This window comes from Comamonas piscis (assembly GCF_014109725.1).
Taxonomy (GTDB): domain Bacteria; phylum Pseudomonadota; class Gammaproteobacteria; order Burkholderiales; family Burkholderiaceae_C; genus Comamonas; species Comamonas piscis.
This window is the reverse complement of record NZ_CP058554.1, coordinates 827,764-840,264: the sequence shown is the minus strand read 5'-3', so window position 1 is coordinate 840,264 and position 12,501 is coordinate 827,764. Positions and strand designations below refer to the sequence as shown.

Annotated in this window: 8 protein-coding genes; 5 read left to right on the top strand and 3 right to left on the bottom strand. The window is 63.6% G+C overall.

Features of this window, described 5'->3' with window-relative positions:
* Positions 1 to 70: 70 nt before the first annotated feature.
* Positions 71 to 4,219 carry a YhdP family protein gene (locus HS961_RS03850; protein WP_182326462.1) on the bottom strand — a complete coding sequence of 1,383 codons (4,149 nt, stop codon included), beginning with the start codon at positions 4,217 to 4,219 and terminating at the stop codon, positions 71 to 73.
* 121 nt (positions 4,220 to 4,340) lie between these two features.
* On the opposite strand from HS961_RS03850, the gene glnE reads away from it, so the two are divergent.
* Positions 4,341 to 7,076 carry a bifunctional [glutamate--ammonia ligase]-adenylyl-L-tyrosine phosphorylase/[glutamate--ammonia-ligase] adenylyltransferase gene (glnE, locus tag HS961_RS03845; protein WP_182326461.1) on the top strand — a complete coding sequence of 912 codons (2,736 nt, stop codon included), beginning with the start codon at positions 4,341 to 4,343 and terminating at the stop codon, positions 7,074 to 7,076.
* Positions 7,077 to 7,496: 420 nt separating this feature from the next.
* Here glnE and HS961_RS03840 read toward each other — a convergent pair whose 3' ends face one another.
* On the bottom strand, positions 7,497 to 8,120 hold the full coding sequence (locus HS961_RS03840; protein ID WP_182326460.1) for a glutathione S-transferase family protein: 624 nt from the start codon (positions 8,118 to 8,120) through the stop codon (positions 7,497 to 7,499).
* 158 nt (positions 8,121 to 8,278) lie between these two features.
* Between HS961_RS03840 and purB the strand changes: the two genes are divergently transcribed.
* A complete protein-coding gene (gene purB / locus HS961_RS03835) occupies positions 8,279 to 9,658 on the top strand; it encodes an adenylosuccinate lyase (RefSeq protein ID WP_182326459.1) in 1,380 nt (459 codons plus the stop codon).
* A gap of 136 nt (positions 9,659 to 9,794) precedes the next feature.
* Positions 9,795 to 10,355, top strand: coding sequence for a YaeQ family protein (locus HS961_RS03830; protein WP_182326458.1), 561 nt, complete (start codon positions 9,795 to 9,797; stop codon positions 10,353 to 10,355).
* Here the strand turns inward: HS961_RS03830 and HS961_RS03825 are convergent.
* Positions 10,339 to 10,767, bottom strand: a complete 429-nt coding sequence (locus HS961_RS03825; RefSeq protein ID WP_182326457.1) for a DUF3717 domain-containing protein — start codon at positions 10,765 to 10,767, stop codon at positions 10,339 to 10,341. The genes HS961_RS03830 and HS961_RS03825 overlap by 17 nt on opposite strands.
* 469 nt (positions 10,768 to 11,236) lie before the next feature.
* Between HS961_RS03825 and HS961_RS03820 the strand changes: the two genes are divergently transcribed.
* Together HS961_RS03820 and HS961_RS03815 are read left to right on the top strand one after the other, a co-directional pair.
* The gene (locus HS961_RS03820) at positions 11,237 to 11,980 is read left to right on the top strand and encodes a TerC family protein (RefSeq protein ID WP_182326456.1); all 744 of its coding nucleotides are present in this window, start codon (positions 11,237 to 11,239) and stop codon (positions 11,978 to 11,980) included.
* A gap of 67 nt (positions 11,981 to 12,047) precedes the next feature.
* Positions 12,048 to 12,482, top strand: a complete 435-nt coding sequence (locus HS961_RS03815; RefSeq protein WP_182326455.1) for a hypothetical protein — start codon at positions 12,048 to 12,050, stop codon at positions 12,480 to 12,482.
* The last annotated feature ends 19 nt before the right edge of the window (positions 12,483 to 12,501 follow it).

The window sequence follows — 12,501 nt, the reverse complement described above, 5'->3', positions numbered from 1 at the left end:
TATCCGCAAGCCCAGGCCCGGAACTGGCGCTTGCGGATATCGGAGGCGACTCAGCGCCGTGGCTGGGCGCTCAATGCGGCGTGCCGACGGCGCTGGGGTCGGCCTCTTGCCGGCGGTTGAGGCGCTTGACCTCGGGTTCCGACCAGGAGCCGCTGACTTCGAATTCCTGCGTCACCGCCTGGGTCAACGGTCCTTTGAACAAGGCCTGCGCCAGGAAGGTGCCGATGCCGATCACCGGATTGATGGCCGTGGTCACCAAGGCCATGGTCGTGGTGTTCAGCTCGGGGATGACGACCACGTGCAGGTCCTGGGTCTCATCGCGCAGATTGGCGCGGCCTTCGAGCAGCACGGCGGCGGTCACGCCCTTCATCTGCAAGTTGGTGGTCGAGGCCACGCCATCACTCACCAGCACATCGCCGCGCACAAAGTCAAAACCAAAACCGGCGCTGAATACATCCTTGAAATCCAGGGTCAGGCGGCGCGGCAAGGCCTGCAGATTGAGCACGCCGAGCAGCTTGGCGGCACCGGGCTCCACCTTCAGAAATTGGCCCTGGCCGACATCGACATGCAATTTTCCGTCCATGCTGGCGTAGTCGGGGCTGACGGGGCTGCCCGTCCAACCGATGCTGCCCTGCACCGCGCCCTTGCCCTGGCGCACCACGCCGGCCATGCCCAAGCGGCCCAGCAGAGCGCCCGTGTCCTTCAAATCCAGTCGCATCTCCAGCTCGGTACGGCGCCCGCCACCGCTGCTGCGCTGGGCGCCCCAGTCGCCGCTGGCCTGGAAGCTGGCGGCGTCGTTCGAGAGCACCATGTTCTTCAGCTGCCACCAGGACTTGTCCGCCTGGCGCTGGTTGACTGCCTGTACCTCGAGCCGGCCTACCGAATGCTGGCGCCAGCGCAGATCCTCCACCACCACATCCAGCGCCGGCAATTGGCCCGGCTCTTGCCCGGGCGCATCGTCATGGCTGAAGCCAGGTTTGCTGTCCGCCCCCTCCTGGCCCACGCGCAGCTGGCTCAGCCGCGCGCGGATGGTGCCGGGGCCCTTGGCCTCTTGCTCGTACTCTAGTTGGCCATCGAGCAGGCTGGAGCTGACCTGGCTGCGCCAGCGTGCGCCCGTGCGCGAGCCGCTCAGGTGCAGGTTGTGGATGTCCATGCCGCGCACCTGCACCGTGTCCAGGCGGATATCCCAGTGGTCCGGTAAAAACGCCGCATAGGGGTCGTCCTCCTGCGATGCAGCCACCGCACCCTCGGCCAAGGGCACCCGGGCAGGCGCCATGCCCTTCAAGCGCTGGCCCAGCGCCTGCCATTCCTGCACATCCACCTGCGGCAACTGCACCTCGGCAATCACGCCCTTGGCCGGCAAGGTCAGCGCGCCAGCACCCAGGCGCAGCACGCCGCTGACTACCTTGTCGGGCACCGCGTCATCGTTGCTGATGTCACGCACATAGCGCATTTGCAGGCGGCCGCCCACATCCAGCTGCATGTTCTGCCGCACCAGCGCCGCGCGCGGGGCATCCGGCACGGTACTGGCAAAGTGGGTGGGCCAGACCTCGTCGGCCGCCTTCTTCAACGGCGGCGGCAGCGCCAGGGCCATGCCGGCCAGATCACTGCGCACCTCTACCAAAGGCACCCCTTGCGCCAGGCTGATCTCCAGCTGGTAGGCGGCCTGGCCTTGTGCCAACTGCGCCAGCTGCACCACCGGGCCCAGCTCCTTGGCGCGCAGCAGGCCTTCGGCCGAGGCCACGCCATTGGCACGCACCTTGAGCCGGGGGCCATGGTCGGCGCCAACAGGCATGCCGCTGACATCCATGCCGCCCGAGAACTGGACCGCGCCGCCCAGCGCCTGGCCTTGCAGATCCTGCAGTGCAAAGCCGTGCTCGGAAAACTGCACTGCGCCGGTGACCTTCTCCACCACCGGTGAGTCATCATGGAATTGGATGCGGTTGCCCGGCAGTTGCACCTTACCCTCCACTTTGGACTGAACCATGTCATGCACCGGCAAGTCCAGCTTGAGCTGCAATTGAGCATCGCCCTCGGCCTGGGTCTGCGCCAAGGCCTGCTGGGTCAGCGCATCGATCGCGCTGCCGCGCACGGTGGCCAGCATATCGGCCAGCGGCCCGTTGGCCTGCGCATCGACCAGCACCCGCGTGTCATGGAAGTCGGGAATCTTGGCGCTGGTCTGGTCGACGACGATGCGCGCATTGCCGTCCAGGATGCCCTTGGCCTTGTTGACCTGCATGCCATTGCCTTCAAACACCAGCTCGCCCGAGAGGCGGTTGAGCTCCGGCCAGGGCTTTTCACCAGGGTGCAGGTGGGAGTTGGGCACATAGGCATAGCGCACATCACGCACCGGCGCGACGATGCGAAACAGACCATGGCGCGAATCCGGGAACGGCACTTCCCAGAGGTCGCCATTGATCTCGAACTGCACATTGCTGGCCTGGCCGGCGAGCACCGCATCGCGCACATAGTGCCGCGCATCGGGCGGAATATGCAGCGGCAAATAGCGGTGCACCTGGGTGCCATCGGCCCGGTCCAGCACACCCTTGAGCTGCAAGATACCGGGGAAACGCGATTGGGAACCCGTCTTCTGCGGGTCGGCCGTCTGCCAGGACCAGCGCGCATGGCCGGCCGCATGCGCATTGGCAAACTCCAGGCGATCGGACTGCATCTGGATATGCTCGCCCTGCACCGTCCACTGCAGCTGGGTGTTGGCCGAGGTGATGGGCAGCATGGGCTCCTCAAACACCGAAGGAAGGTAGAGCGCGCCATCGGCAAAGCTGAGCTTGGCCTGGCCTCCGCCAGCACGCGCATCAATGGCCAGATCCAACCCGCGCAGGCCCACATGCGGCTGGCCGGCGGCCAGTACCAGGCCGCCATGGCTGTCGCGCGCGGCATTGGCGCGCGGTGCAGCCGCCGGTATGCCAAAGGCGAACTGGCCCACATCGGCCTTGACCTGCCAGTCCTGCAAGGTATCCATATCGCCGCGCCAATGGGCGGATGCACTGCGGATCAGGCCGGCAGGCCGATTGCTTTGCAGCCACTGGCGGGCGTTGTCGGGGATGGGCAGCAGCCGCGCCAGCTGGGCCAGCGAGGCAATATCAAGCGATTGGGCGCTGGCCTCGGTCTCGCTGGGCTGCTTGCCCTGGGCATAGACATGGTTGATGCGGGCGCTGCCACCCGGCCAACGCTCGCCGTTGGCCGATTCCACCGCCAGGTTCTCGGTCAGCACGCGAAAGCCGCTGTCGTCGGCCGCGCCGCCGATGCGGCCCTGCACCGATCGCAGCAGCAGCACCGTGCCCTGCGCCGTTTTGTCATCGCTGCCAGCCGTGGCCTGCCGGCGCACGCCCACATCGCGCAAGGCCACATCGGCCGTCCCGTTGCTGAGCTTGCCACGCGTCACATCCAGCCAGAGGCGGGCCGAGCCCTGGCCTTGCTGCAGGCCCACCGCTGGCGGCAGATACGGCGCCATCGCGGAGGCATTCAGCTGGAGCGCTTCCAGGTAAAGCTGGCCACTCCAGTGCTTCCAGCTACCATCGTGCAGCGCCCACAGCGGCTGGTGCATGCGGCCACGCAATTCCAACGCATCGCCCCAGTCTTCGGGCGGGCGCACGCGCAGTTGCCATTCATGGCGCAGACCAGGGTTGCGCAGCAGCAGATGCACATCGCTGAAGCTGACGGGCGGGAGGCCGCGCAGTTGGTCATCCCAGATGATGCTGCCGCCTTGGATCAGTACCTCGCGCTGGCGGAACAGCCAGTCGCCGGCGCTGCCGCTGTCCTCGCCCTTGGCGCTTTCCACCAATACACCGGCGATGCGCACACTGCCGTCGGCGGCGCGCTGCACGGTCAGTTGCGGAGCGTTGATGACGATCTGCTCGGCCCGTAGCCGCAGCAGCGAAGGTACGGACAGGGCCACCTGGATCGCATCCAGGGTAAACCCTGTGGACCCATCTGGCTGCTCGATGCGCAGCCCCTTTACCGCAATGGTGGGCACCAGGCTGTTGTTGCCATCGGCCTGCAAACGGTCGATGTGGACCGGCAGGCCCAGCGCCTCTGATAAGCGAGATTCCACTTGCGGGCGAAAGTCATCGATACGCGGCACAATCCACCAATGCAGCGCCGCCACGGCCACAGCCAGCAGCAGCACCAAGCCCAGCAATAAGCCCATGGACCATTGCATCAGCTTGGCAGCGAGCTTGAGCAATCGGGGCGCGCGCACAGTCAATCGAGTCCAATCAGTAAGGGGGAAGCGAAATTATGACCCGCGGCAAGTCCCTCGCTCGCGTTGCATATGTGAGCATTTGAACAGTTCGGCCGCAGGACATTGTCGATAAAGCGCTATGGCACACACGGATATCACGCCCCCGCAGGCCAGCCTGCCTCTTTCTGAACACTCCCGCTTCGTCCAGCGCCTGCACCGCCGCTACGAGGGTTTGCTGGACCTCTTGCCCAGCGGCCCACCCACCCATGCCACCATGGCCCCCACCTTGGCCGCGCTGCTGGCACAGGGTTATGCACTGGGCGCTGCGCTGCGCATTCTTCGCCAGCTGGTCATGGAGCGGCTGGTGCAGCTCGACTGCGACCTGCAGGCCGATCTGGCCACCATCACCCAGGGCGTGACCGAGCTGGCCGAGCTGACCCTGGACGCCGCCTGCACTGCCGCCCGGGCCGAGCTCGACAGCCGCCATGGCGCCCCGCGTGATGCCGATGGCAACCCGGTGCAGCTGTGGATCATCGGCATGGGCAAGCTGGGCGCGCGCGAGCTGAATGTCTCCAGTGATATCGATCTGATCTATATCTATGAGCAAGAAGGCGAAACCCTGGGCCAACCCGATGGCCGAGGCAAGCTCAGCAACCATGAGTATTTCATCCGCGCAATCAAGCTGATCTACCAGCTGATTGGCGAAACCACCGAGCACGGCTTTGTGTTCCGCGTCGATCTGATGCTGCGGCCCAATGGCAACTCCGGCCCGGCCGCCATCTCGGTCGCCGCGCTGGAAGACTATCTGCAAACCCATGGCCGTGAATGGGAGCGCTTTGCCTGGCTCAAAAGCCGCATCGTGGCACCGCTGGCCGATACCCGCAGCCCCAATGTGCAGGCGCTGCGCAGCGCGGTGCTGCCCTTTGTGTTCCGCCGCTACCTGGATTACGCGGTCTTCGATTCGCTGCGCAGCCTGCACCGCCAGATCCGCGAGCATGCGGCCAAGCGCAGCGCCGGCCACCCCGAGCGCGCCAATGACGTCAAGCTCTCGCGCGGCGGCATCCGCGAGATTGAGTTCATCGTGCAGCTGCTGCAAGTGGTGCGGGGCGGCCAGTTCCCTGAGCTGCGCTGCCGTGCCACCCTCGAGGCCCTGCCCCGCCTGGAGCGCGCCAACCTGATGGCGCCCGAGACGGCGCAGGCCCTCGCCGATGCCTATATTTTTCTGCGCAAGGTCGAGCACCGAATCCAGTACCTGGACGACCAGCAAACCCATGTGCTGCCCACACGCGACGACGACCTGCTGTGGATGGCGCGGACCCTGGGCTATGACGACGAGTGCCGCTTTTTGCACCAGCTCGATGCGCACCGCGAACTGGTGGCGCAGGAGTTTGACAAGCTGCTGGGCGGAAGCGAGGCCTGCAAGGGCGGCCAGTGCGGCGGTGCCAAGGGCGCGGCTGCCAGCGTCCCTGAGCTGGAGACCGTACTGCCCAAGCTGCCCGAGGCGGTGCGCGAGCGCGTGCTGCAGTGGCAGCGCAACCCCCGCTACAGCTACCTGAGCGATGCGGGCCGCAGCCGCCTGGTCTTGCTGCTGCAGCGCACAGCCCAGTGGCTGGGCCAGGGCCAGGTCAGCGAAATCGCCGCCGTGCGCCTGGCCGATTGGATGGAATCCCTGCTGCGCCGCGAAAGCTACCTGGCGATGCTGCAGGAGCGCCCGGCCGTGCATGAAAAGCTGATGCACATGCTGGGCGCCGCCAAATGGCCGGCCCGCTACATGCTGCAGCACCCCGGTGTCATCGATGAGCTGGCCAGCGACGCGCTGATGCATGAGCGCTTCAACCCGCAGGAGTTTGAAGCCGACCTCGAGCGGCGCCGGGCCGCTTTGCAATCCACCGCAGAAGACGATGACGAGAACCTGCTGAACCTGCTGCGCCGCGCCCACCATGCCGAAACCTTCCGCACCCTGGCGCGCGATATCGAGCAGCAAATCACCGTTGAGCAGGTGGCCGATGACCTGTCAGCGCTGGCCGATGCGATCCTGCGCATCACCACCCGCTGGTGCTGGGGCAGGCTGAAAAACATCCACCGGGAAGAGCCGCAGTTCGGCATCATCGGCTACGGCAAGCTGGGCGGCAAAGAGCTCGGCTACGGCAGCGATCTGGATATCGTCTTTGTGTTTGATGATGAGGACGAGCGTGCGCCCGAGGTCTATTCGGCCTTTGTGCGCAAGCTCATCAGCTGGCTGACCGTGAAGACCGGCGAAGGCGATCTGTTCGAGATCGACACCGCCTTGCGCCCCAACGGCAACTCCGGCCTGCTGGTGACCAGCTTTGACTCTTATGCCAACTACCAGCAGCAGCGCGGCAGCAACACCGCCTGGACCTGGGAGCACCAGGCGATGACACGCTCGCGCTTTGTGCTGGGCAGCCCTGCGCTGGCGGCCCGTTTTGACGCGGTGCGCGAGGCTGTGATCACTGCGCCGCGCGATGCCGCAGCACTGGGCAGCGAGATCGCCACCATGCGCGAGCGGGTGCGCAGCGCCCACAAGGTGCCTGCAGGCCTCTTCGATGTTAAACACAGCGTCGGCGGGATGATGGATGTGGAATTTGTCGTGCAGTACCTGGTCTTGCTGCATTCGGCTTGCAATCCCGAATTGCGTCCCAACTTGGGGAACATCAGCTTGCTGCGCCGTGCCGAAAGTGCGGGCTTGCTGCCTGAAGGCATGGGTGAGACGACCGCAAATGCCTACCGCGCATTGCGCCGTGTGCAACATTTGGCCCGGCTGAACGAGGCACCTACCCAGGTGCCAGAAACAGCTTTGCTGGAGGAGCAGCAGACGGTGCGTGCGCTGTGGAAAACGGTGTTGCAGACCGCATAAGCCATGTAGATGCGCCGATGGAACTCGGGAATTCATAAGGGTTTATACTGTGCCACCATCGGTCGCTAGCATTCACTTACGCGCAAGGGCATCAAAAACGATGTACTATCGTGTCAAGCAAATCGATTAATTCGACGAATGATAACGGAATGAAACAAATTATTTATTTGTTTACAATACATTTAGGGTGGCATGCGGAAACTTAAAACCGCCTCTTGCACTCTTTGAACCATGTGAAAGCGATCCGCGCAGTTTTTACAGACCCTTTTTAATGTTGCGAAGTCTTTCAGGCCCAATTCGGTCTGACTGCAAGCCTGGAGTGCTTCTCCTCCCTCCCTCTCTATCATTCACTTCGGGACGCTTCGCAACTTTTTTTATGCCCAGGCCCAGTCCACGCGACTGGGCCTTTTTTTGTGCCCTTCAGAGCTGGGGCTGTGTTGCTGCAAAGCTGGGCCGGGCTTCCAGCCGCTCCAGCAGCTGTGCCAAGTTGGGGTAGCGTGTGGCCCAGTCCAGCTCGGGAAAGCGAAACCGCAGCCAGGCCAGGCAACAGCCCACCGCTATATCGGCCAGGCTGATATGCACACCGGCGCCGGCAAAGTAGTTTTTCTGGCCCAGACCATGGCTCATAGCCTCCAGCCCTGCCCACACCTTGCCCAGCTGGCGCTCCACCCAGGCGGGACTGCGCTGTGCATCAGAACGCCCGGCAAAGGCATGCTCCATGCGCGCCAGCACAGCGGCATCCAGCACGCCATCGGCCAGGGCCTCCCAGCTGCGCACCTCGGCGCGCTCGCGGCCCAGGCTGGGAATCAGCTTGCCGACGGGCGACAAGGTGTCCAGGTACTCGACGATCACCCGCGAATCCACCAGCGCCGAGCCGTCATCCAGCACCAGGCAAGGCACCTTGCCCAGCGGGTTGACCGCGGCAATCGTGACCCTATCGCCCCAGACATCCAGGGTCTCCAAGCGGTAATCGAGTTTTTTCTCGGCCAGCACCACGCGCACCTTGCGCACATAGGGACTGGTCAGGCTTCCTAGCAATTTCATAGCTTCAGGCTCAGGCAGGTGGGGCGATTCGGCCTGCAGGGCCCTCCTGCCTGCGGTGGGCATGGGGGGCCTTGCGGGGCATGTGCAGCCCCTTGATTGTAAATAGGCAATGCCAGACTGCCGATGCGGCAAACGGCCCGCTCCTACAATAGCGGCCCATGAGCCTGTCTTCCCTTACCGCCCTTTCTCCGCTGGATGGCCGTTACGCCTCCAAACTCGCCACCCTGCGCCCGATCATGAGCGAATTCGGCTACATGCATCGCCGTGTACAGGTGGAGATCACCTGGTTCATCGCGCTGTCCGATGCCGGCTTTGCCGAGTTCGCGCCGCTGTCCGAAGGTGCACGCAGTTACCTGCACGGCCTGGTGAACCACTTCAGCGAGGCCGATGCCCAGGCGATCAAGGACATCGAAAAGACCACCAACCACGACGTGAAGGCGGTGGAATACTGGATCAAGAGCAAGTTCGAGGCGCGCCCAGAGCTGCTCAAGGCCGCTGAGTTTGTGCACTTTGCCTGCACCAGCGAAGACATCAACAACACCAGCCATGCGCTGCAGATCCGCGCTGGCCGCGACCAGGTGATCTTGCCGGGCCTCGACCGCGTGGTGCTCAAACTGCGCGAGATGGCGCACCAGTACGCCGCTGTGCCCATGCTCAGCCGCACCCACGGCCAGACCGCCAGCCCCACCACGGTGGGCAAGGAACTGGCCAATGTGGTGGTACGCCTGCAAGGTGCGATGGACCGCATTGCCAATGTCAAGCTGCTCGCCAAGATGAACGGCGCCGTGGGCAACTACAACGCCCACCTGTCGGCCTGGCCAGACTTTGACTGGGAAAGCTTCAGCAAGAACGTGGTGGAAAAGCACGAGCCCCAGGGCTTGGGCCTGACGTTCCAGCCCTACTCCATCCAGATCGAGCCGCATGACTACATGGCTGAGCTGTTCGACGGCATCGCCCGCGCCAACACCATCCTGATCGACCTGTCGCGCGACATCTGGGGCTATGTCTCGGTGGGCTACTTCAAGCAGCGCCTGAAGGCTGGCGAGATCGGCTCGTCCACGATGCCGCACAAGGTCAACCCGATCGACTTTGAAAACGCCGAAGGCAACCTGGGCCTGGCCAATGCACTGCTGCGCCATCTGTCGGAGAAGCTGCCTGTCAGCCGCTGGCAGCGTGACCTGACCGACTCCACCGTGCTGCGCAATATCGGCGTGGCCACCGGCTATGCCGCCCTGGCCTACACCTCGCTGATGACCGGCCTGAACAAGCTGGAGCTGAACGAAGAGCGCCTGGCCGACGACCTGGACAATGCCTGGGAAGTGCTGGCCGAGCCGATCCAGACCGTCATGCGCCGCTATGGAGTGCAAGGCGCTTACGAGAAGCTCAAGGAAGTGACCCGTGGCAAGACGGTGCGCGCCGAAGACCTGCACCAGCTGATCAACAGCCTGGAGATCCCGCAGGCTGACAAGGACCGCCTGCTGGCCATGACCCCGGCCAGCTACATCGGCAAGGCCACCGAGCTGGCAAAGCGCGTTTAAGCGGCTGCGCTCCCGGAGGCCAGGCACTGACCTGGCCTCTTGCTTTTACCTCTCACCGCCCGGCAGACCGCATCGTGTCTGCCTGGCGCGCCGGATTCACCCCCGAAGCCAAGGCTTCGTCACCAGACACTGCCCCATGGCTATCAAATCCACCATCTACAAAGCCAACTTGTCGATTGCCGATATCGACCACAACTACTACGCCGACCACAACCTGACCTTGGCGCGCCACCCCAGCGAAACCGACGAGCGCATGATGGTGCGCCTGGTCGCGCTGGCCTTGAATGCCCACCAGCTGCAGGACCTGTGCAACGGCGACGGCACCCTGGGCTTTGGCGCCGGCCTGTCCGACCCGGACAACCCCGATGTGCACCTGACCGATTTCACCGGCGCCAAGCGCGTCTGGATCGAAGTGGGCCAGCCCGAAGAAAAGCCCATCACCAAGGCCTGCAACAAGTCGGACCACATGCTGGTCTACTGCTTCAACCATGCCGCCGAGATCTGGTGGAAGGGCCTGGAAGGCAAGCTGGCCCGCCAGGCCAAGCTCGAAGTGTTCCGCATTCCATCCGAGGTGTCGCAAGCCCTGGCCGACTTGGCCGAGCGCAGCATGCAACTGCAGGCCACCATCCAGGAAGGGCAGCTGACCTTGTCCAGCGACAAGGGCACCGTGTTTGTAGAGCCTATTCGCTGGAAGTGATACCACCCGCGGAGCCTGCGCGCTCCGCATAGCGGTTAAAGCGCCAGGCCGTGCCCTGCAGCGTGATGCGCCGCCATACCGCCCGCTTTTGCACGGGGGTAAATGCCAGCCAGTGCTGCACCTCCTCAAAACTGCGACCGCAGCCCTTGCAGACCGCATCGCCCTGGCTGGTGGAGCAAATGGCGATGCAGGGGGTGTCCGGCGTGGTCTCCCACCAGGCGAGCCAGGCTTGCATGGCTAGTTCGCCCATCTCCTGGGCATCGACCTCATCCCTGCGCGCGTAGACCAGTTGCGCATAGACCTCGGCCAAAGCACTGGCTTCCGGCGACAGCGCGGCACCGGGGCCACTGGGCGCAAGCTTGCGCCAGTGGTTGATGGCGGCTTCCAGATCGGTCAGGTGGATGAACTGCATGGCAAGCATGCATGATAGAGCGGGCCCGGTTGGCCACCAAGTGCACCACCGCCCTCACTTGTTCACAGCTTGTTATCCACAGGTGTGGGTAAGCACAAACATCAGGGAATACTCTGTGCGCTGGACCGGTCTTTGTCAGCGCAAATGGCTCCGTTTGTGTTCCAATACGCGCTGACGAAGGGGAGTAGCTCCCGTTGTTGCGTTGCCAGCGGCAAGCGCAGCGACATGTAATGCGTCGTCAGTACGAAGCCTCACAGCTTCCGGCGCGTTAGGTTCATGGCCCACATGATCTGAGCAAGACCTTCGAAAACCATGGTGCCGCACCACAGGTCTTTCGAAGCTACTGCCCGGCTGTTGGCTATTTTCTAGCGCCAACGCTGAACCACGTCGCCTCCCTGACTTGTAACGACACCCCACCGGATGGCCTGTGCATGGTGCATGGGCTGCCTTTTAAAAATTAGGTGCTTACATGGACTTGGATTTTCTGACGCACGCGCCCTTCTGGATCGCACTGGGCCAAATCATCATCATCGACATCCTGCTCGGCGGGGACAATGCGGTGGTGATTGCGCTGGCTTGCCGCAAACTGCCCCCCGACCTGCGCCGCAAAGGCATTCTCTTCGGTACCGCCGGCGCGATTGTGTTGCGCGTCATCCTGATCGCTTTCGCGATGTTCCTGCTGGCCCTGCCCTTCCTGAAGTTTGTCGGCGCCATCTTGCTGTTCTGGATCGGCGTCAAACTGTTGGTGCCTGAAGACGAAGAACACGGCAACATCCAAGGCAGCGACCGCCTGTTTGCCGCCATCAAGACCATCATCGTGGCCGACCTGGTGATGAGCGTGGACAACGTCATCGCCATTGCCGGTGCCGCCCAGAACGCCGGTGAAGAACACCACATGCTGCTCATCATCCTGGGCCTGCTGATCTCGATCCCGATCATCGTCTGGGGTAGCCAGCTGGTCATCAAGCTGATGGAGCGTTTCCCGATGGTCATTACCGCCGGCGGCATGCTGCTGGGCTGGATCGCAGGTGGCATGCTGGTCTCCGACCCCGTGTTTGCCAACCCCGACAAGTGGACCTGGATGTTCAAGATCGACCAAGGCAAGACCTTGCACTACGCAGCCGCTGCTGCTGGCGCACTGTTTGTACTGGCTGTCGGTAAATGGCTGGCCAGCAAAAAAGCCAAGGAACTCCCAGCGGCCAACGTACACTAAGCCCATACCCGCCCTCTATCACCACCGCTGGCAGCCCCACGCTGCCAGCCCCACTTAGGCCACTTGGATGAACGTAAAAATAGTCTTTGTAGATGATGCCGCCTTTGCCCTGCAGCGCTTGAACGAGTGCGCAACCATCAACGACGAGCACTGGGTGCTGGTGGCTTGCGCCCCCAAAATCACCCGCAGGGCCAGCCGCTGGGGCAATCGCAGCACCCTCGAAAAGTGGCGCAACAAGTGGGCCAAAAACCTGTTTGAGGGCCTGATCCCGCAAAGCACCCAACTGCAGCGCGCCCGCGTCTCGACCCACATCTCGGAAGTCAGCGTTCAGCAAATGACCGCCCAGTTGCACGCCGAGTACCCCCAGGCAGAAGTCCTCGACTGGCGCCGCCCCAAGGCCATCTCGGAGCCGCCATCGGCCGACTTTGTGCCACGCCCCGCCAAGCTGGCTGGGTCGTTGTTGGGGATTTTGGGCGTTTGTTTTACGCTCGCGCTGGATTAAGCGTCGCATGTACCGCCAC

What these genes read in the sequence shown, in the direction of transcription:
- glnE (WP_182326461.1), top strand. Translation starts at nt 4,341, where the DNA reads ATGGCACACACGGATATCACGCCCCCGCAGGCCAGCCTGCCTCTTTCT.
- HS961_RS03840 (WP_182326460.1), bottom strand. Translation starts at nt 8,120, where the DNA reads ATGAAATTGCTAGGAAGCCTGACCAGTCCCTATGTGCGCAAGGTGCGC.
- purB (WP_182326459.1), top strand. Translation starts at nt 8,279, where the DNA reads ATGAGCCTGTCTTCCCTTACCGCCCTTTCTCCGCTGGATGGCCGTTAC.
- HS961_RS03830 (WP_182326458.1), top strand. Translation starts at nt 9,795, where the DNA reads ATGGCTATCAAATCCACCATCTACAAAGCCAACTTGTCGATTGCCGAT.
- HS961_RS03825 (WP_182326457.1), bottom strand. Translation starts at nt 10,767, where the DNA reads ATGCAGTTCATCCACCTGACCGATCTGGAAGCCGCCATCAACCACTGG.
- HS961_RS03820 (WP_182326456.1), top strand. Translation starts at nt 11,237, where the DNA reads ATGGACTTGGATTTTCTGACGCACGCGCCCTTCTGGATCGCACTGGGC.
- HS961_RS03815 (WP_182326455.1), top strand. Translation starts at nt 12,048, where the DNA reads ATGAACGTAAAAATAGTCTTTGTAGATGATGCCGCCTTTGCCCTGCAG.